At 59.9% G+C, this 19,153-nt stretch carries 20 protein-coding genes and 3 tRNA genes; 16 read left to right on the top strand and 7 right to left on the bottom strand.

Annotated features, from left to right (window positions below; all coding sequences use genetic code 11):
* Positions 1–53: 53 nt before the first annotated feature.
* Positions 54–725 (bottom strand): Bax inhibitor-1/YccA family protein, encoded by a 672-nt coding sequence (locus Q7C33_RS13765; protein ID WP_030142533.1) that lies wholly within the window; start codon positions 723–725, stop codon positions 54–56.
* Between the two features lie 124 nt (positions 726–849).
* Between Q7C33_RS13765 and Q7C33_RS13760 the strand changes: the two genes are divergently transcribed.
* The 3 genes from Q7C33_RS13760 to Q7C33_RS13750 all read left to right on the top strand — a co-directional run bounded on the left by Q7C33_RS13760 (position 850) and on the right by Q7C33_RS13750 (position 3,978).
* A tRNA-Ser gene (locus Q7C33_RS13760) sits at positions 850–937 on the top strand.
* A gap of 122 nt (positions 938–1,059) precedes the next feature.
* Positions 1,060–1,914 carry a prohibitin family protein gene (locus Q7C33_RS13755; protein WP_030142534.1) on the top strand — a complete coding sequence of 285 codons (855 nt, stop codon included), beginning with the start codon at positions 1,060–1,062 and terminating at the stop codon, positions 1,912–1,914.
* 270 nt (positions 1,915–2,184) lie between these two features.
* The gene (locus tag Q7C33_RS13750; protein ID WP_407683555.1) at positions 2,185–3,978 is read left to right on the top strand and encodes a DAHL domain-containing protein; all 1,794 of its coding nucleotides are present in this window, start codon (positions 2,185–2,187) and stop codon (positions 3,976–3,978) included.
* A gap of 54 nt (positions 3,979–4,032) precedes the next feature.
* Here Q7C33_RS13750 and Q7C33_RS13745 read toward each other — a convergent pair whose 3' ends face one another.
* Together Q7C33_RS13745 and Q7C33_RS13740 are read right to left on the bottom strand one after the other, a co-directional pair.
* Positions 4,033–4,224 carry a DUF2188 domain-containing protein gene (locus Q7C33_RS13745; protein WP_249875065.1) on the bottom strand — a complete coding sequence of 64 codons (192 nt, stop codon included), beginning with the start codon at positions 4,222–4,224 and terminating at the stop codon, positions 4,033–4,035.
* A gap of 113 nt (positions 4,225–4,337) precedes the next feature.
* A complete protein-coding gene (locus Q7C33_RS13740) occupies positions 4,338–5,237 on the bottom strand; it encodes a polysaccharide deacetylase family protein (protein WP_030142537.1) in 900 nt (299 codons plus the stop codon).
* Between the two features lie 227 nt (positions 5,238–5,464).
* Between Q7C33_RS13740 and Q7C33_RS13735 the strand changes: the two genes are divergently transcribed.
* The 3 genes from Q7C33_RS13735 (at position 5,465) to Q7C33_RS13725 (ending at position 6,648) form a co-directional block, all read left to right on the top strand.
* On the top strand, positions 5,465–5,719 hold the full coding sequence (locus Q7C33_RS13735) for a DUF6555 family protein (protein ID WP_003181556.1): 255 nt from the start codon (positions 5,465–5,467) through the stop codon (positions 5,717–5,719).
* Between the two features lie 154 nt (positions 5,720–5,873).
* Positions 5,874–6,104, top strand: a complete 231-nt coding sequence (locus Q7C33_RS13730) for a hypothetical protein (RefSeq protein ID WP_181290176.1) — start codon at positions 5,874–5,876, stop codon at positions 6,102–6,104.
* 118 nt (positions 6,105–6,222) lie between these two features.
* A complete protein-coding gene (locus Q7C33_RS13725; RefSeq protein ID WP_407683554.1) occupies positions 6,223–6,648 on the top strand; it encodes a hypothetical protein in 426 nt (141 codons plus the stop codon).
* Positions 6,649–6,671: 23 nt separating this feature from the next.
* Here the strand turns inward: Q7C33_RS13725 and Q7C33_RS13720 are convergent, their stop codons facing one another.
* The gene (locus Q7C33_RS13720) at positions 6,672–6,899 is read right to left on the bottom strand and encodes a PLD nuclease N-terminal domain-containing protein (RefSeq protein ID WP_198796984.1); all 228 of its coding nucleotides are present in this window, start codon (positions 6,897–6,899) and stop codon (positions 6,672–6,674) included.
* Positions 6,900–6,993: 94 nt separating this feature from the next.
* Complete coding sequence (locus Q7C33_RS13715) at positions 6,994–7,179, bottom strand: hypothetical protein (RefSeq protein WP_030142541.1); 186 nt, start codon at positions 7,177–7,179, stop codon at positions 6,994–6,996.
* Positions 7,180–7,458: 279 nt separating this feature from the next.
* Here Q7C33_RS13715 and Q7C33_RS13710 point away from each other — a divergent pair, with 279 nt between their 5' ends.
* Positions 7,459–7,821, top strand: coding sequence for an NUDIX hydrolase (locus tag Q7C33_RS13710; RefSeq protein WP_323154616.1), 363 nt, complete (start codon positions 7,459–7,461; stop codon positions 7,819–7,821).
* Positions 7,822–7,924: 103 nt separating this feature from the next.
* Here the strand turns inward: Q7C33_RS13710 and Q7C33_RS13705 are convergent.
* Together Q7C33_RS13705 and Q7C33_RS13700 are read right to left on the bottom strand one after the other, a co-directional pair.
* A tRNA-Leu gene (locus Q7C33_RS13705) sits at positions 7,925–8,011 on the bottom strand.
* A 193-nt stretch (positions 8,012–8,204) separates the two neighbouring features.
* Positions 8,205–8,278: transfer RNA gene (locus Q7C33_RS13700), tRNA-Cys, on the bottom strand.
* 338 nt (positions 8,279–8,616) lie between these two features.
* Between Q7C33_RS13700 and Q7C33_RS13695 the strand changes: the two genes are divergently transcribed.
* The 9 genes from Q7C33_RS13695 (at position 8,617) to Q7C33_RS13655 (ending at position 19,152) form a co-directional block, all read left to right on the top strand.
* Positions 8,617–9,456, top strand: a complete 840-nt coding sequence (locus Q7C33_RS13695; RefSeq protein WP_080628632.1) for an SRPBCC family protein — start codon at positions 8,617–8,619, stop codon at positions 9,454–9,456.
* Complete coding sequence (locus Q7C33_RS13690; protein ID WP_217861800.1) at positions 9,456–10,628, top strand: zinc-dependent alcohol dehydrogenase; 1,173 nt, start codon at positions 9,456–9,458, stop codon at positions 10,626–10,628. Before Q7C33_RS13695 ends, Q7C33_RS13690 begins: the two co-directional genes overlap by 1 nt.
* A gap of 136 nt (positions 10,629–10,764) precedes the next feature.
* Complete coding sequence (locus Q7C33_RS13685; protein WP_407683553.1) at positions 10,765–11,994, top strand: MFS transporter; 1,230 nt, start codon at positions 10,765–10,767, stop codon at positions 11,992–11,994.
* Positions 11,995–12,100: 106 nt separating this feature from the next.
* Positions 12,101–12,616: a sigma-70 family RNA polymerase sigma factor gene (locus Q7C33_RS13680; protein WP_198796988.1), complete on the top strand. Its 516-nt coding sequence runs from the start codon at positions 12,101–12,103 to the stop codon at positions 12,614–12,616.
* Positions 12,617–13,582: a FecR domain-containing protein gene (locus tag Q7C33_RS13675; protein WP_407683552.1), complete on the top strand. Its 966-nt coding sequence runs from the start codon at positions 12,617–12,619 to the stop codon at positions 13,580–13,582. It abuts the gene before it with no gap.
* Positions 13,583–13,671: 89 nt separating this feature from the next.
* A complete protein-coding gene (locus Q7C33_RS13670; protein WP_407683551.1) occupies positions 13,672–16,113 on the top strand; it encodes a TonB-dependent siderophore receptor in 2,442 nt (813 codons plus the stop codon).
* Between the two features lie 62 nt (positions 16,114–16,175).
* Positions 16,176–17,348, top strand: coding sequence for an ABC transporter substrate-binding protein (locus tag Q7C33_RS13665; protein ID WP_407683550.1), 1,173 nt, complete (start codon positions 16,176–16,178; stop codon positions 17,346–17,348).
* Positions 17,345–18,403 carry a FecCD family ABC transporter permease gene (locus Q7C33_RS13660; RefSeq protein ID WP_217861797.1) on the top strand — a complete coding sequence of 353 codons (1,059 nt, stop codon included), beginning with the start codon at positions 17,345–17,347 and terminating at the stop codon, positions 18,401–18,403. The genes Q7C33_RS13665 and Q7C33_RS13660 overlap by 4 nt, the downstream gene beginning before the upstream one ends.
* Positions 18,397–19,152, top strand: a complete 756-nt coding sequence (locus Q7C33_RS13655) for an ABC transporter ATP-binding protein (RefSeq protein WP_407683549.1) — start codon at positions 18,397–18,399, stop codon at positions 19,150–19,152. Before Q7C33_RS13660 ends, Q7C33_RS13655 begins: the two co-directional genes overlap by 7 nt.
* The last annotated feature ends 1 nt before the right edge of the window (position 19,153 follow it).

Raw genomic sequence — 19,153 nt, 5'->3', positions numbered from 1 at the left:
TTCGGAAAAGCGCCGTCTCTCAAGTCAACAGCTCACCAGGCAATCTGGCAATATCAGTCATCACGCCCCATCAACCCGAACAACTGCAGCAAGCTGACAAACAGGTTGTAGATCGATACATACAGGCTGATGGTCGCCATGATGTAGTTACGCTCGCCGCCATGAATGATCGCGCTGGTCTGGTAAAGGATGCAGACCGACGAGAACAGCACGAAGCCGGCGCTGATCGCCAGTTGCAGGCCGCTGATCTGGAAGAAGAAGCTGGCCACTACCGCACCCAGCAACACGAAGAAACCAGCAGTGATGAAACCGCTCAGGAAGCTCATGTCCTTGCGGGAGATCAGCACGTAGGCCGACAGGCCGCCAAACACCAGGGCGGTCATGGCGAACGCCGAGCTGACCACTTCGGCGCCGCCCTGCATTTGCAGGTAGCGATTGAGGATCGGGCCGAGCAGGAAGCCCATGAAACCGGTCAGGGCGAAAGCCGAAACCAGGCCCCAGGCCGAATCACGAAGCTTGTTGGTGAGGAAGAAAAGGCCGTAGAAACCGATCAGCACAACGAAGATGTTCGGGTAACCGACACGCATCTGTTGTGCGACGTAGGCCATCACACCGCTGAAAGCGAGCGTGAGTGCCAACAGGCCATAAGTGTTGCGCAGGACGCGGCTAACTTCTAGCTGCTCAGCCTGCACGCTGTTGTTCACTGCGTAATCCTGTTCGCGCATGGCGACACTCCTCCGGTTTTGAAACATTCAGTGGCAAGGATCATAACAGACGCTCTGTAACAAGCTACGTAGAGAGTTTGACAGTGTGTTTCATTCGGGTATTATGGCGCCCGCAACGCAATACGGAGGTGTGGCCGAGTGGTTTAAGGCAACGGTCTTGAAAACCGTCGACTGTAACAGGTCCATGAGTTCGAATCCCATCGCCTCCGCCATATTTGAATGTTAAAGCCCTGACTTGTCAGGGCTTTTTCGTGTCTGGCGTTTGAAAAAACAGTGACGGTCTTCACAAAGGAAACAGTGCATGCCATCTCCTAAACCACTCAAGGAAAGTAAAGTGACCAGTAAAACCATCGGTTCGATCAGCGCAGCCATTATCGGCGTGGCCCTGTTGTGTGTCTTCTTTGGCAGTTGGTACACGGTTGATGAAACCGAGCGCGGCGTGCTCCTGCGTAACGGCGCACTGGTCGGGGTGGTTGAGCCGGGGCTGTCGTTCAAGACGCCCTTTATCGAATCGGTCCGCCTGATCAGTACCCAGAGCCAGGTCACGTCGTACGACGATCTGCAGGCCTACAGCAAGGATCAGCAATCAGCTGAGCTCAAGGTGTCCGTGTCGTGGCACATTGCGCCTTCCGATGTGGCGAAGGTCTACACCCAGTTCAAGGACCTGGAAGGTATTCGCGACCGGATGATCAGCCGGCAGGTGCCGACACAGGTGGAGAACGTGTTCGGCAAGTTCAACGCCGTCGCCGCTGTGCAGAACCGGGTCCAGTTGGTCAATGATATTTCCGCTGCGATCAAATCGACGATTACCGGGCCGGTGATCATCGACAGCGTCCAGGTTGAAAACATCGATTTCAGCGACGCCTATGAAAAAGCCATCGAAGCGCGCATGGCAGCGGAAGTCCAAGTGAAGACTCGCGAGCAACAACTCGCAACGGAACAGGTCCAGGCCCAGATTCGCGTGACCCAGGCCCAGGCGGAGGCCGATTCGCAAGTGGCCCAGGCCAAGGCGGACGCCCTGGCCACCGAGCTTCGCGGCAAGGCTGAAGCCGAGGCGATCAAGGCTCGTGCCCAGGCGCTGGCCAGCAACCAGAACTTGGTTGAGCTGACCAAGGCCGAGCGCTGGAACGGCGAATTGCCGACCACCATGCTGCCAAACAGCGCACTGCCTTTTATCGATCTGAAATAAGTTGCATCGGCGCGGTCAATTCTGGCCGCGCCTCCGCTACCCTGCCTGCGCAACGCAGCCGAACAAACATCGCCCCCTCGTTGGTTGACGCTACACTTTGCTCACTGACGACCAGACGTTTACCGTTAGCAGGGAGCTCAACGTGTACCCAGGCAAAAAACCAACGCAACGCTTGCGCAATACTCCTCCCTCCGCTCTTCGTACCAATAACCGCTTTTCACTCCCCCACCCGGCATCTGCTCCGGCAGCCGTCCTGGACAGGAGAAACACGTGACCATTCTTATCAGGAAATACAAATGGCCCGCCCTGTTGGCTGCGGCGCTGGTTGTTTTCTCGGCATTGATATTCTTTTTGATCAAGTCGTATACGTACGATTCATCGACCTATTTCGAATCGCGCGATTTCATCCGCCAGCTCAAACAGGCCGACGCCAACTGGAATGTGAAAATTCTCAGGAAGAAGATCGGCGTCAACAACAACCTGTCCCTGGCCCCACCGCCTGAAGCACAAAGTCGTTGGGAGCAATTGGAACGGCTTAACAACTCGGGCCCCTTGGCATCGCTTTGGGCATCACGCCGGCAGGGTTATGTAGAAGCCGTCCAGAACAAGCGCCTGCTGGTAGAGCAGTTCGAACAACACAACGCCAACCTACGCAAGTCCCTGGATGAACTCCCAACCGTCGAGGATGAGATTCAAACCTTGCTGCAGGACAAGAAGTCCGGCAGCGAAGCAACTCGCCTGACCATTGCCTCCAGTGTGCTCGACCTGGCTCTGACCACCTCGGAATACGCGCTTTACGTGACGTCGGATAAAGCTAGGGAAGTGCAGGCTCAATTAAGCGAACTCGAACGTGCGATTGAGCAACTGCCCGCCTCCTACCGACCCGTTTTTGTCTCCCTGACACAGCACGCCAACACCGTCATCCAGGAACAGCCGCTAGTCAACGACCTGCTGGACCGCATCAGCGTGATTCCGGTAGCCCAGGAGCTGGACAGCATCAATGAACTGCTGAACGAAACCCAGCGCCGGACGGCCGCGACAGACCGCCAATACCATATGTACCTCGCCGTGTGCGCCAGCCTGATGGCGCTTCTGATGATCTACCTGGCCGTACGGCTGGTGCGCAGCTATTCAGTCATCAATCAGATCAACCATGAACTTCAAACCGCCAACGACCGGCTGGAAGAGCGCGTGCAAGAGCGAACCCGCGAGCTGAAGGAGGCCGAGCGGGAGTTGGTGGACGCGGCGCGCATGGCAGGCATGGCCGAGATCGCCACCAACGTGTTGCACAATGTCGGCAACGTCCTCAACAGCGTGAATATTTCGGCAGAGCTGGTGACGCGCAAGTTGAAGAACAGTAAGACGCAGGGCTTGGGGAAAGCCGTCAGGATGATGAATGAACATGCCACAGACTTGGGCCAGTTCATCACCGAGGACGAAAAAGGCAAGTTGTTGCCTCGCTATTTCAATGAGCTGGTGGATTCCATTGCCAACGAGCAAGTGCAACTTATTGAAGAGCTGGCGCAGCTGACCAAGAGCATCGACCACATCAAGGAAATCGTTACGACACAACAAACCTATGCCGGTGCTGCCCGGCTGATCGAACCGCTGAAGGTCAGCGACCTGTTCGAAGATGCGCTACGCATGAACTCGGGCGCGCTGAGTCGACACCATGTCACGGTGATCAAGGATTATCAGGACAGCCCGCTGATCATGGGCGATAAACACCGCTTGCTGCTGATCCTGATCAACCTGATCAGCAACGCCAAGTTCGCCATGTCTCATGTCGATCATCCACGGGAAATGACACTGGGCATCCGCATCGTCGACCCGACGACATTGCACATCAGCGTCAAGGATCGCGGCGAAGGCATCGCGCCGGAGAACCAGGCCCGGATCTTCAATCACGGCTTCACCACCCGCAAGGACGGCCATGGGTTCGGGTTGCATAGCTGTGCGTTGGCCGCCGTGGAAATGGATGGCCGCCTCTACGTCCACAGTGATGGGCCAGGGCAAGGCGCCCTGTTTACGCTCGAAATTCCGCTGGAATTGGCGGACGCTTGAACAGCTAGGCTGCGCGGCGGGCATTGATGCTCGCCGTGCAGCCGTTGCACCTGGCTACTGGATGTTCCCAGGGCGCACGCGACGTGGCCTCCTGGTCGGCAACGCGGCGGCATAGGCCAGCGCCTCTTCGCGCGTAGCAAAGGAACCCAGCCGGTCAGCCTGGGTGCACACCTTCCAGGGGCCACTGTTTACGCTGAGCACGTCATAGCCATTGATGTGCATTTTCGTCAACATTGCAGTACTCATAGACCTAACCTCCTTGGGAAAACGGGGTTGCGTTGCCTACCTTACTACCGGTTGACACAGGTCGGCCGACCGAGCGTCGCAATTCACGCTCAAGGAGGAAGCGCTCAAACGCCTCAATGGGAATCCGAATCCCACAGCCAGTCCCATAAACCCGGCAGATGCACCGGTTGGGACGTGTCCCTGACCGTGCGGGCCATGGCCGCCCGTTCCAGCATCCGCTGGTCGTCGTAAAAGGGTTTGGCATCGGTTTTCAAGCCGGTGAGCCTCGCGCTGTCGAGCAGAATCTCCAGGTACTCCCGAGTGTGACGAGCGGTGTACCGGTTGAGATCATGGAAGGTCACGACGACTGGAATCACCCCATCGACCACAGGCAACTGTCCGTCAGCGATACGCTCGCGTACTTCCGAGAGCTGGCGCGTCAGGTTCATCCGTCGTCGCGGACTCAGGGTGATGCCCCAGACCTTGCCGTCGTTGGCGCTCAGGTCTGTCAGCAATATGTGCATTCCATGACGTTGGTAGGCGGCGAAGGTGCGTTTGTCGTAGCTCCAGAACGGCGGCCGCACCAGGCTGGGCGGCGCGCCCGTGACCGCAGCGATATCGCCTTCGCCGTTATCGAGGGACTGCTCCAACTCGTCAGGATCGAGGAATCGATGGTTGGTGTGCCAATGCGTGGCCGTATGAAAGCCAAGGACATGCCCTTCCAAGTGCTCACGGCGCATGATCGAGCGGCCAATTTCACTGCCGCCGGCTCGCGGCCCTCGCGTCTGGACAAAAAATACCGCCTTGATCCCAGGCTGGACCGGGTTCTGCGCCAAGGCATCCAGTACCTCGTCGCTCGGGTTCCATAAAGATGATGCGCTGGGGCCGTCATCGAATGTCAGCAGGAAACGGATGGGAGGTTGCGCACGCAAGCGTTGTTCGGTCTGCGCGGTCAGTTCGATGGGCGGGCCGATGCAACCCGACAGGCCACTGGCGAGAAGCGCCACGATCAGCGCCCAGGCGATGTTTTTCATGTCTTGCCTTTATTCAGTGCCACATTGCGTCGCCTTAGATCCCTGGCACCGGTGCTTTCAAGCTCACCTTGGAGAAGGTTACCCGGGTTTGGTTCCACACCGTGAGCACGGTTGTTCTGCAACGCGCGACGCCTTTCTGTCACCCCCGGCCTTGACCGTCTGGAAATCCGATGGAATTTTCCGAACGCCTCCGTATCCATCCGTATAGGATCAATTAGGGAGGATTTATGGGCGGTCCATCGCTTTACATCATCGACTACATGCTCCATGGCGAGCCCAAGTCTTTCATCATTCGCGCGGAAGTGATGAATAACTCCGAAGCTTGGCATTGGGCCAGTTGCGACGCGGGTGTTGGGCGCATACCCAAATTCGGCAGGGAGAAGGTCAAGCGGGTTTCCAAACCCATGGCAGAGAAATATGGCATTACCGATGTGCGCTGGCGAGCCTCCGTCGCGCCATCCTGGATCAAGGAGTCTGGCTGAATCAAATAAGGTTCCCGGCGCACCGACTGTCCAGTCGTGCGCCGGATTCTTCGACAGACCGCAAATAACTCAACTACGCTTAACTTCAGCATGAGCCGTCATGACCGACGGGCGTCGTGCTGCCCTTTTTTTCAAACTTGAATGGAGGTGTGACATGTCCGAAAAAGAGTCCATCACCACCCTGCTCACCTTACTGGAATCGCGCCAGGCGCGACTGACAGCAGCCTGCAAGGAAATCGCCGACTGGGTCGACCACCAGGGCGGACACCCCGCCGCAGTGCGCATCCGCGACCGACTCAATGACATCGAAAAAGATGCCCCTTCGATCCAGAGCGCCTTGTCTTCCCTCAAGCCTGCGGAACGGCCACTGCCCAAGTTTCGCTGATGCGCCATACCGGTTCCCCCTGAACTCCACCGGTTGAAACCCGATGGAACAACGGCATTCCTTTGCCCCTCGATATTGATAGGTATCGATGCAACAGCCGTCAAAAGGGAGAACCACCATGAATGCCAGAGTCCTGCTGCTCATCGCCTGCGCCTGCCCTGCCACCGTCATGGCGCAAGGGTGTGAGGTCCTTAGCCGATCCCAAAGCCAGGCAGTACCGGAAATCGAAACCCGCAGTTGTTATGAATACAAGGGCGTGCCTTCGCAAGCCATTGGCTGGTCGTGCAGCAACGAAAGCAAGGGTACGTTGAGCACTGAAAAGAAACCGGTCGAACGTTGCGCCGACGGCTATGTGGCCACCTGCCAAGCCAGGTTGACCCAAGAAGCCCTGGCCAACCCACACTCCACCAGCAAGGATCCAAGCGCCGGCTCGGCGAATATTCCGGACAATGCGCAGGTCACTTGGTACTACTACGACGCGCAAAAGCTCCAGCAAGCCCGGAAGGATTGCGAGACCACCGGCGGCCAATGGAAAAACCGCTGACCGGGTGGCTCGCTTCGCCTGCGTCAGCCCTTGCTGTGCTCCGGCGATGAAGGCGGATTCTTGACACCTCGCGGCCCGGCCACTCCCCAGATGATCAAGCCCACTACAGGCAAGATGATCAGAAGCAGTGCCCAGCCTGCCTTGGTGCCAGCCGCCTTGTCGCTCCGAAAGACGCTGACGATTGCCCAAAGATCCACAAGCAACAGCAACACCGCGACGGCAATCCAGAAATAACTGGCTAGTTCAGACATGGCCTTAATCCTCTTGTCAGTCTATGGATTAGGCATGGCCGCCGTAGGTCCGTTCAAAGAATCTGCCCTGCTGATTGCGGTGACGATCGTGCAGCTACAAGCGCTCGTTCAGGTAGTCGACCCATTGCTCATAGGCCTCGTGTTGACGCCGAACCGCCTCATCCCAGGCGGTCCCGGACATTTGATGGATACAGATCAGCGCCATCATTTCTGACGTCGCTGCATCGAGCTCGACCAAGAGCTCATGGGATTTGACTTTGAAATCTTCAACGGTGGTCATCTCTCCTCGCTCCCCCACGACGGGGCCGGCCAGTCCACCCAACATTGATGCGTTTTTTCGGCGCTGATTCATTTTTGGCGATGATCGGTCATTGGCGCAGCCTTTCCTCCCCGTCCCCCGAACTCCCCCGAACCGTTCGCGAAATAAACGCAGCCTTTTCCCATGGGCCGCGTTCCTACGGTCATGGGGTAACAAAATCTTTGTTGAACACTTGAATCGAGCAAGGCTCAAATATTGCAGTAATATTGCAATTTAATGACAGTCGAGGTTGGGCGAGGCATGAAAATTCGAGCGACCGTCATCTGTGAAGAAGATCGCCACATCCTGCTGGTGCGTAAACCCGAGCGTCGCTGGGCCCTGCCCGGCGGCACCGTCGAGCGCGGCGAGACCCATGCCGATGCCGCACTCAGGGAGCTGGCGGAAGAAACCGGGCTGAGCGCCGAAAACCTGCTTTACCTGATGCAGTTCAATGAAGGCGGCACCGAACATCACGTGTTCGAAGCTTCAGTCAACGACTCGACAGCGGCCAGGCCACAGAACGAAATCAGCGACTGCGTGTGGCACCCGCTGGAGGCCATCGCCCAGCTGCAGATGAAAAAAGGAATGCGGGAGATACTTGAGGCGTTTCGACGCAGGCTATAGACGTCGTAAAGCACCTTCAGTCATTGCGGACCATCGCCCAATTGCGGATCAGAAACAAACAAGGGTTTGCATCAGCTTTCGCCCGCAAACCCTTGATTTTAGATGGTGCCCGAAGCCGGAATCGAACCGGCACGCCCTTACGAGCGGGGGATTTTAAGTCCCATGCGTCTACCAGTTTCGCCATTCGGGCGGTAGCGCGGTAAAGCCGCATGAAACTGGCAAATAGTATCTGACAGGCTCGCGGCGGGTACAACAGAGGGGGAAATATATACATCCATCCCCTGTGAAGCAAGGTCGCCATTGCCCTTTTCAAGACAAAACCTTTCATTGCTCCGCAAATAAAAAAGCTCTGTAGATCATGGATCTACAGAGCTTTTTAAAAGTGGAGGCCGAAGTCGGAATCGAACCGGCGTAGGTGGATTTGCAATCCACTGCATAACCATTTTGCTATTCGGCCTCAATACGCCCAATGCAATGAAACCACATCAGACGGATAGGAACTTATCCGGATACAGCCGCCAATAGCGAGCTATCTCCTTGAAAACATTGAAGTTTTTTACGCCTCGATGCATTCGATGGGCGCAATTATGTACTCATTTGCCTAGGCTGACAACCCCTTGATTTCAAAAAAAATTTGCCTGGCAATCAACCTGATGGCTGTTTTTCCTGGCAACGCAACAAGCCAAAACCAGTCCCCTGTCCAGCTCATCGGCAAACCACCGACCCCAACGGAACAACCGCCTTTTACCTTGGTTCATCCCTTATGTCGTCCCTGGATCAGTAAGGAGAACCATCATGACTGAACGCCCAAAACTGGTGGCGAGCCGAGCTCCGGTACCCACGCCTTCCCACCCTAATCTCGGCACGCCGGAGCGACTGGTGTCGCTGGCGGCCGGCTCATTGCTGATTGCCAACGGTCTTCGCCAGGGAGGACTCAAGGGCTTGCCGCAATTGCTGCTGGGTGCGTGCGCCACCTGGCGCGCCTATTCCGGCACCTGCAGGATCAAGCGGGCCATGACCCACAGCCCCTTCGAGCAGACGTTCGAGCAGGATCGCGATTGGGACGGCAGCAAGGTGATTTCCCGCAGTATCACGATTGGCAAGCCCAGGGAGGCGGTGTATGCGTTCTGCAGCGATCCGGCCAATCTTGGCGCGCTGATGCCGTGGATCGACACCATCGAGCAGACCGGCGAACGGACCTATCGCTGGGTCGCCCATGGCCCGATGGACAAGACGCTGCATTGTGACCTCGAACAGTGCGAGCCCAAGGAAGGCCGCAAGCTGCATTGGATCGCCGGCCCGGACAGACGCTTCAAGCACGACATCCAGATGCATTTCAGCGATGCGCCGGCCGGTCGTGGTACGCAGGTCAAAGTCATCGTGGCATGCGAGACGCCCCTCGGCGCGGCCGGCTATGCACTCGCCGCCGCCATCTCGCGGTTCTCCGATAAAGCCCTGTTGAACGTGTTGCGCAGCATAAAACAGCAGTTGGAAACGGGCGAAATCAGCACCAACAAGATGCGCGATCCGCAGACGAAGGATTTCCTCTTCGTACATCCGGCCTCCAGCGCGACGCGAGCACCGGCCAATGACTCACCCACTGACAAATCCGAACTCAATGGAGGTACCGTCTGATGCGCGCACTGACTTGGCAAGGCCCCAACAAGCTACAAGTCGAGACCGTCGACGATCCGTCCATTCTCAACCCCCGCGATGCCATCGTGCGGGTGATCCTGTCCTCGGTGTGCGGCTCGGATTTGCATCTGTTGGGCGGCTACGTGCCGACCATGCAGGCCGGCGACATCATCGGGCACGAATTCATGGGCGAAGTGGTGGAAACCGGCTCGGCTGTCACGCAAATCAAGAAAGGCGACCGGGTCGTCACGGTGTCGATTGTCGGCTGTGGCGAATGCGAGCACTGTCAACGCTCGGACTTCTCCTGCTGCGACAACTCCAATCCAAACCCCACCGCAACGGACATTGCCTACGGCCAGCCGGCTTGCGGCATCATCGGCTACAGCCATGCATTCGGCGGTTATGCCGGCAGCCACGCCACTTATATCCGGGTACCTTTCGCCGACGTCAACCTGTTCACCATTCCAGAGGGCGTCAGCGACGAACAGGCCGTGTTCGTCTCCGACGCGGTGCCCACGGGCTTTTTCGCAGCCGATAACGCGGACATCCAGCCCGGCGATACGGTCGCGGTCTGGGGGTGTGGCGGGGTTGGGTTGATGGCGATGTCCAGCGCCTATCTGTTGGGCGCCGAACGGGTAATCGCCATCGACCGCTTCCCCGATCGCTTGCGCCTGGCCGAGGAAAAGGCCGGCGCCATCGCCCTGAACTACGAGACCACGGACATACACGCCGCCCTGCTGGAACTGACCGGCGGCCGAGGTCCGGATCGCTGCATCGATTGCGTCGGCATGGAAGCCCACGGCACCGAAGTCGATTACTTCTACGACAAGACCAAACAGATGCTGCGCCTGCACACCGAGCGCGGGACGGTGTTGCGCCAGTCAATCCGCGCCTGCCGCAAGGGTGGGACAGTGTCGGTGGTCGGGGTGTATGGCGGCTTGCTGGATAAATTCCCGATGGGGGCGATCGTCAACAAATCGCTGACCCTGCGCTCCGGCCAGCAACCGGGGCAGCGTTATGTGAAGCGGCTGTTCGAGCACATCCAGAAAGGCGAACTGGACCCCTCCTATCTCCTGACTCACCCCATGGGCCTGGAACAATCGGTGGAGGGTTATGCAATGTTCAAGGAGAAACGCCAGGATTGTTTGCGAGCAGTTTTTCGGCCGGAGTGAAATCAATCCAGTGGCGAGGAAGCTTGCTCCCTCGCCACTGGGTTAGCTTATACGCATCGGTTGATGCATTTTTTTCTTGCCCGGATCGGCGCACTGTCGGATAAGACACAGCCTTAGCCGCCTTGCGAGTCTGCCCATGTCCCACGCCGGTATCCCCCAGGGTTCCAGTGTCCGTTTGCTGGTCTATCTGTTATTTGCGATTCAACTGGTTTCCATGGGTGCGATGGAAATGAGCGGTCCCTTCTGGCCCGTTCACCTGCGCCAAATGACGACCAACGACGCACTGTTCAGTTTCGCCAGCACGGCGGTGTATGTAGGGCCGATGCTGGGCATCATCCTGACCAGTGCGTTGTGGGGCCGTATCGGTGATCGGCATGGGCACAAGCTGATGATGATCCGTGCGCTGGTGGGCCTGTCGTTGACCCAGCTTGGATTGGCGTTGGCCGACGATATCTGGATCATCCTGATCCTGCGCTTCCTGCAAGGCGCATTCGCCGGCTATATCGCCCCCGCCCAGGCCTATGGTGTGAGCATCGAAGCGCCCTCGCGGCGGGCCAGGCTCTTCGCCATCCTGCAGATATCCACCAACGTTGGCTCGTTGTTGGGCGCGGTCGTCGGCGGGTTGATCCTGGACCACGCGACATTTTTCTGGATCAACCTCGTGGCTTCGGTCCTGTGCGCCATTTGTGCCGTAGTCGCCACACTGGCGTTGCCCCACGTGCCCCCCGCCAAGTCACCGGCCACCGTGCCCGACCAACCCAAGCCCTCGCGTCCCGGGGTCTCCAGCCCGGCAATCGCATCGTTGCTGGGGATCATGGGCCTTCTGCTGCTCGCACGCATGCTGCCGCAGACGTCCTTCTCGCTGTACGTGGTGTCGACTTTCAACGTCAGCAATGCCATGACCGGGCTTTGCTACGGTTTGCTGGCGCTGGGATTCATCCTCTTCGCTACGTCATGGTCACGTTACTTCGAGCAGCGCAATCCGGCGCAGACGCCACGCGCCATGACCGGCATCGTGATGTCTTGCATCGTTGCAACCGCCGTGGCCGGCCTGACTCGCCAGCCGGTAATCTTCGCCCTCGCCTATTTCATCTGGGGTCTGCTATTGGGCGCGACCACACCGGTGCTGACCGCGCTCATTTCCAAAAGCGCCGACAACAGCCGCCAGGGACATGTGCTTGGACTGGCACAGAGCGTTTCGCAGACCGCATCCATTATCGGCATCTCCCTCGGCGCATTGCTCAGTCAGGTTTATGGCCTGGAATACACATATCTCTATGTCTGTCTTGCCTATGCGATGGCACTGCCTCCCTTGATCCTGCTGCGCTATAGACCGGCAAAGATGCTCGGCGAGCCCCCCGAATAACGATGCGAGGCCAAAATTCCATCGCGCCCAAGATCGACCTTGCGCGGTGATGAACGACTCCACTACTATTGGGAATAATTCTCACTATCACAAAATATAAACAGCCATGAGCGATACAGGGTCAGCGGTCAATGATTGTCACCTGCGCACCGTCGCAGACCTCTATAGCGGCCATCATGGCTGGTTGTACGCCAGGCTTTATAGAAAGCTTGGCAACGCGCTGGACGCCGCCGACCTGGCGCACGACACCTTCATTCGCATTCTCGCCTCCAAAGTGGCAGTGATCGAAGAGCCGCGGGCGTACTTGAGTTGTGTTGCCGGCGGCATCCTCGTCAATTGGTTCCAGCGCAAGGCACTTGAGCGCGCCTATCTCCAGGCACTGGCATCATTGCCGGAGCCTGAGGTGCCATCCCCCGAACGACGCTTGCTGGTACTTGAGGCACTGCATGAAATCGACGCCATGCTCGATACCCTGCCGACTCACGTAAAACGCGCCTTTCTTCTGTCGCAGATCAATGGATTGAAATACGACGACATCGCCACGCAGCTCGGCGTCTCGCTGATCACTGTCAAGCGCTACATGAAACAGGCATTCCTGCACTGCCTGACGTTGGTGGATTGAATGCCGTCCCATGACCGCCACGCCCTCGACCCGTCCATCCTCGACGAAGCCGCCGACTGGCTTATGCGCCTGAGCGAGGGCAGCGTCAGCGACTCCGAGCGCCAGGAATGGGAGCATTGGCGAAACAGCAGCCCGACGCACCGCCAGGCCTGGGCCCGTGCCGAACTATTGCTGAGCAAGCTGCAGGGCTTGCCCCCGGCGCTGGCGATGCCGTCGCTGGACCGGCCGAGCCATCCTGGACGCCGTGCCGCCATGGGCAAACTCGCCGCCCTGCTTGCGCTGGCGCCCTTGACTTGGGGCAGTTGGAAGCTCAACGACTGGCAGCAATGGACCGCCGACTACCGCGCCCCGGTGGGCGAGCGTCGCGATTTGACCCTGACCGACGGCACTCACGTCACGTTGAATACCGACACCGCAATCGACGTGTATTTCGACGATCGCCAGCGTTTGCTGCTCTTGCGTCGCGGCGAAATACTGGTCCAGACAGCCGCAGATCCCTCACCTGTCGCCCGACCGTTCCTGGTGCAAACCAACGAAGGCAGGATGCAAGCGCTTGGAACGCGCTTCAGCGTTCGCGAAGAAACCGGGCACACCCGCCTCGCCGTGCTGGAGGGCACGGTGCGCATTCAAGTCAAGGGAATTGGCGAACAGGTCGTGCAGGCCGGCCAACGCAGCGGCTTCAGCGCATTGGGTTTCGACGCCCCCACACCCGTCGACAAATCGGTGTTGGCCTGGACCCAGGGCATGCTGATGGCTGACAACATGCGCCTGGCGGACTTCGTGAACGAACTGAGCCGTTATCGCAGTGGCGTCCTGCGTTGCGACCCGGCGATTGCCAACCTGCGGATATCCGGCGCCTTTCCGGTCAACGACAGCCGGCGCACCCTGAACATGCTTGCCCAGACCTACCCCATCAACGTGAGCTCCCGCCTGGGCGATTACTGGGTCATGCTGGCGCCGGCGTGAGCGCTGGAAAAAATAATCGTGCGAGGGTGATACTTTTTTCGATCCTGGCTGGCTTAGAGAGCAAACCCTCTGAACAGGATCACCCCGCCATGCCCGTTGCCCGCCCCCTGCGTTCGGATCGCAAGCTGACCCTGGCGATTCGCAGTGCCATGCTCAGCGTCGCACTTTGTACCCTGAGCCCCGGGGTCTGGGCGGCACCGGGCGCGCCGCTGGACAGCGTCGCCAGCCAGTCCTACAACATCCAGCCCGGCCCCTTGGGCGCCACGTTGTCGGCGTTCGCCGTACAGGCCGGTATCGCCCTGTCATTCGAGCCTTCCCTCACGCAAGGGTTGAACAGCCCCGGCCTGTCCGGCCAGTTCACCGCCCGTGAAGCGTTCGATCGGCTGCTGGCTGGCAGCGGCCTGGATCTGGTCCTACGGGACGATGGCAGCTATACCTTGCAAAAAAGCGCCGGCGACGGTGAGCTGGCGCTGGCGCAGACCACGATCAATGCCGCCGAAGTGCGCCCCGGTGATTTGCCGGCCGCCTATAGCGGTGGCCAGGTTGCCCGTGGCGGCCGGGTTGGCCTGCTGGGCAACAAGGACTTGATGGACACGCCCTTCAGCGTCAGCAACTACACATCGACCCTGATGAAGGACCAGCAGGCCGTCACCGCCGCCGACGTGCTGGAGCGCGATTCCTCGGTGCGCTCCACCGGCCAGACCGGCGGCATCGTCGATTCGTTCTTCATCCGCGGCTTCCCGGTGGGCGAAGGCAACCTGGGCGAGCTGGCGTTCGACGGCGTGTATGGCGTGGCACCGAACTACCGAGTGTTCACCGAGTACGCCGAACGCATCGAAGTCATCAAGGGCCCGGCCGCCCTGCTGTATGGCATGTCGCCCAACAGCGGCGTCGGTGGCGTGATCAACATCGTGCCCAAGCGCTCCCTGGAGCAGGACCTGACTCGCGTGACGGCCAGCTACGCAATGGATACCCAGGCCGGTGGGCATGTCGACATCAGTCGTCGGTTCGGCGAGGAACGTCGTTTCGGCGTGCGCGTCAACGCCAGCCTGCAGGGCGACGACACCGCGATTGACAAGCAGTCCCGGGACGTCGGCATCGGTGCCATCTCGCTGGACTATCAGGGCGACCGATTCAGGACCAGCCTGGACCTGATCAGCCAGGAAGAACAATGGGACGCCCCCTCGCGGCCGTTCAACATTGCGCGCGGCGTCGAGGTGCCTTCGGCGGCCAACGGGCGCAGCAACGTGACCCAGGATTGGGCCTGGTCCAAGACTCGCGACAAATCGGCCTTGCTCAGCGGCGAATATGATGTGAACGACAACCTGACCGTGTTTGGCCACGCCGGTGGCGGCAAGTCCGATGTGGCGCGGCTGTCGGACCAGACACCGACGATCCTCAACAGCGCCGGAGACACCCGCTCGACACCGGGCTATTACAAGTTCGAGGTGGAGCGTTACACCGTCGATGCCGGCGCCCGGGCCCGGTTCGAAACCGGCGCGATCAGCCACAGTGCGACCTTGCAGGCCAGCCGTTATCGTGACGAATTGCGACGAGGGATCAACTCAGGCGCCCCGCTCTTTTCGAATATCTACCACCCGGTGGAGCGCGACAAACCGTCCATTGCCTCGCCCGACGTGTCGAAGATTTCCGATACCGAACTGTCTGGCATGGCGCTGGCCGATACCCTGTCGATCCTGGATGAACGGGTCCAGGTGACACTGGGCCTGCGTAAGCAACGGGTCGAATCACACAATTACAACAGCGTCACCGGCGCACGCACCTCGCCCTCCTACGACGAAAGCGAAACCACGCCCTTGTTCGGCGCAGTGATCAAGCCCTGGGAACATGTGTCGTTCTACTACAACTACATCGAGGGCCTGAGCAAGGGCGACACCGCGCCGGCCAACGCCAGCAATTCGGGGGAAGTCTTCAAGCCCTACATCTCGCGTCAGCAGGAGGTCGGGGTCAAGGTCGACTACGGCACGTTCACCTCGACCCTGGCGCTATTCCAGATCAAGAAGCCCGCCGGCGAATTGACCAATGGCTTGGCCGGTAGCGTGTATTCCGTCCAGGGCGAGCAGCGTAACCGCGGCATCGAACTGAATATGTTCGGTGAACTGCGCGAGGGTACGCGGCTGTTGGGCGGCGTCACCCTGCTCGACGGCGAACTCACCAAAAGCGGGACCGCCGCCAATCGTGGCAACAAACCGGTGGGCGTACCCGAAGTCCAGGCCAACCTCTGGGCCGAATGGGACACGCCCTGGGTCCAGGGCATGACGCTGACCAGCGGCGCGATCTACACCGGCAGCCAGTACGTCGATCAGGCCAATACCCAGGAACTCGACCCGTGGACCCGCTTTGATGCCGGCGCGCGTTACAGCACCGTGCTCGATGGCCGGCCAACCACGTTCCGCGCCACGGTACAAAACGTCTTCGACCGCGAGTACTGGTCCGGCGTGGCGTCCTACGGCGCGTTCTCCCAAGGCGCGCCACGCACGCTGTTGCTGTCGGCGACTGTCGACTTCTGATCGAGACCCGCCCCGCCAGCGCGTGCACCGCTGGCGGGACGGTCCCTGACAAGGTTCAAACCATGCTGATTCCACCCATGACGCGTTCGACGCTCACCGCCTGGCTGCTTGGCGCCGCGACCTTGCTGCTGAGCGGCTTTGGTTTTTCGGACACCTCGCCCGTCACCAAGACCACTGTCACCGACTTGCTTGGCCGCCAGGTCCAGGTACGCATTCCCGTGCGCCGGGTCATCCTTGGCGAAGGCCGCCAGTTGTACCTGGTGGCGGCGCTGGACACCGATAATCCAATCCGCCGAATCGTCGGCTGGCGCAAGGACCTCATCCAGTCCGACCCGGACACCTACGGCGCTTACCTGCGGCGCTTTCCGGCCATTGCCAAGGTCCCGACGTTTGGTGGTTTCGAAGACGGCACCTTCGACATCGAGCAAGCGATCAGCCAGCAACCGGACGTGATCGTGCTGAACATCGAGGCCCAGCACGCCACCGAAGATGCGCGCTACATCGAGAAGCTCGATGCGCTTGGCATTCCGGTGGTCTACGTGGACTTTCGCAACAACCCGATGCAGAACACCGAGCCGACCATGCGTCTGTTCGGGCGACTGTTCGGCGAAGAGGCGCGCGCCGAGGCATTCATCACCTTTCGCAACCAGCAGATCCGGCGCGTCACCGATGTTATCCAGGCCCGCCAGCCGCCTCGACCCAAAGTGTTCATCGAGCGCATCGGCGGCTACACGGACGATTGCTGCCTGAGTTTCGGCAATGAGAACTTCGGCCGCTTCGTCGAACTGGCCGGCGGCCGCAACATCGCCAGTCCGATCATTCCCAATACTTTCGGCCAGTTGAATGCCGAGCAGGTGGTCGTCGCCAACCCGGAACAAGTGGTGGTCACCAGTGCCAACTGGGAGGCCTTCGCCCCAGGCGGACACTGGGTCGGCGTCGGGCCAGGCGCCGACCTGGTCGAAGCGCGGCGCAAGTTGCAGTGGTACACCCAGCGCCCTGCCTATGCCGGGATCAAGGCCCAGCAAACCCAGGGGTTCCACGCCATCTGGCACCAGTTCTACAACAGTCCGTACCAGTTCATCGCCATCCAGCAACTGGCCAAGTGGTTCCACCCGGACCTGTTCGCCGAACTCGACCCGGACGCGACGTTCCGCGAGTTCCACGAACGGTTCCTGTCCGTGCCCTACGAGCCCGGCTACTTCGTCAGCCTCAAGCCAGCGCAGGCACAACCATGAACGGCCGAATCGATGACATCGCCCTGGGTACGATTTATCGCGAGCAGGTCTGGCGCAAGCGCCTGATCCTGGTCGGCCTGGCGGTGTTGCTGCTGTTCAGCGTGTTATTGGACCTGGCCCTCGGCCCGGCCAGCTACAGCCTGGTTGAGGTGCTGGGCGCGCTGTTTTCCCCTGACGCGGCGGCGCCCCAGGTGCGCGTGGTGATGTGGGACATTCGCCTGCCGGTGGCGCTGATGGCCGTGGCCGTCGGCGCCGCTTTGTCCCTGGCCGGCGCGCAGATGCAGACCATCCTCAACAATCCGCTGGCAAGCCCCTTCACCTTGGGCATCTCGGCGGCGGCCAGTTTTGGTGCGGCGTTAGGACTGGCATTCGGCGTGGCCCTGGTCCCGGTGATCGCCCAGTACATGGTGCCGCTCAATGCCTTCGTGATGGCGATGCTGTCTGCATTGCTGATCCACGTGCTGAGCTTGCGTCGCGGCATGACCAGCGAAACCATCGTGCTGCTGGGCATCGCGCTGGTGTTCACTTTCAATGCCCTGCTGGCGCTGGTGCAGTTCTTCGCCACAGAGCAGGCCGTGGCCGCCGTGGTGTTCTGGACAATGGGTAGCCTGACCAAGGCTACGTGGCCGAAACTCGGTGTGATCTGCCTGGTGATCCTGGTCACCTTGCCGGTTTTCGCACGCCGCGCCTGGGCCATGACCGCCCTGAGGCTGGGGGACGAGAAAGCCGCGAGCTTCGGCGTCAATGTGCGCAAGTTGCGTTTGCAGACGCTGATCATGGTCAGCCTGCTGGCGGCATTTCCCGTGGCGTTTGTCGGCACCATCGGCTTCATCGGCCTCGTCGGCCCGCACATCGCGCGAATGCTCATCGGCGAAGACCAGCGCTTCTTCCTCCCCGCCTCGCTGCTGACCGGTGCGCTGATCCTGTCAGCGAGTTCGGTGGTGAGCAAGACCTTGATACCGGGCGCGATCTTCCCCATCGGCGTGGTCACGTCGTTGATCGGCGTGCCGTTTTTCATCTCTCTGATTCTGGGCGGCAGGAAAAACTCATGGTAACGATCGAGCTGGCAGGGGTCGGCGCGCGGTATGGCCAGCGGTCGATACTCGAAGGAATCAGTACGCCGGTGCTCAGCGGCGGCGAAGTGGTGGCGGTGGTTGGCCCGAATGCGGCCGGTAAATCCACCTTGTTCAAACGCATCGCCGGCTTGATCGACGGCCCCGGCCAGGTCCGCCTGGAAGGGTCGCGCCGAGGGCTGGGCGGCATCTGCTACATGCCGCAGAACCTCAACGCCAGCGCCCGGCTGACGGTCTACGAATCGGTGCTGCTGGCGCGCAAGCAGCAAGCGCCCGGCTGGGCCGTGCAGGCCGACGAGTTGGAAGTGGTGGACCGTATCCTCGAATCCCTGGGCATCGGCGAACTGTCCTTTCGCAACCTTGGCGAACTGAGCGGCGGGCAACAGCAACTGGTGTCCATCGCCCAGACGCTGGTGCGCGAACCCGAGGTGTTGTTGATGGATGAACCCACCAGCGCCCTGGACATGCATCGCCAGGTCCAGGTGTTGAGTTTCATGCGCGACTTCGCCCGCCAACACTCGGTCATTGTGTTCATCGCCATCCACGACCTGAACCAGGCCCTGCGGTTTGCCGACCAGGTGCTGGTCATTGCCAATGGAACATCGCAAGGCTGCGGCCGGAGTGACGAGGTGATCACCGAGCAGATGCTGCGCGACGTGTACCGGGTCCAGGCGCGGATCGAGCGCTGCTCGCGGCAGGAGCGGCACATTATTGTCGATGATGTGGTTTGAG

Source organism: Pseudomonas sp. BP11-1-1 (assembly GCF_052112105.1).
Lineage (GTDB): Bacteria > Pseudomonadota > Gammaproteobacteria > Pseudomonadales > Pseudomonadaceae > Aquipseudomonas > Aquipseudomonas alvandae.
Note: the sequence above shows the minus strand (reverse complement) of the source record. Positions and strands in the feature narration are given on the sequence as shown.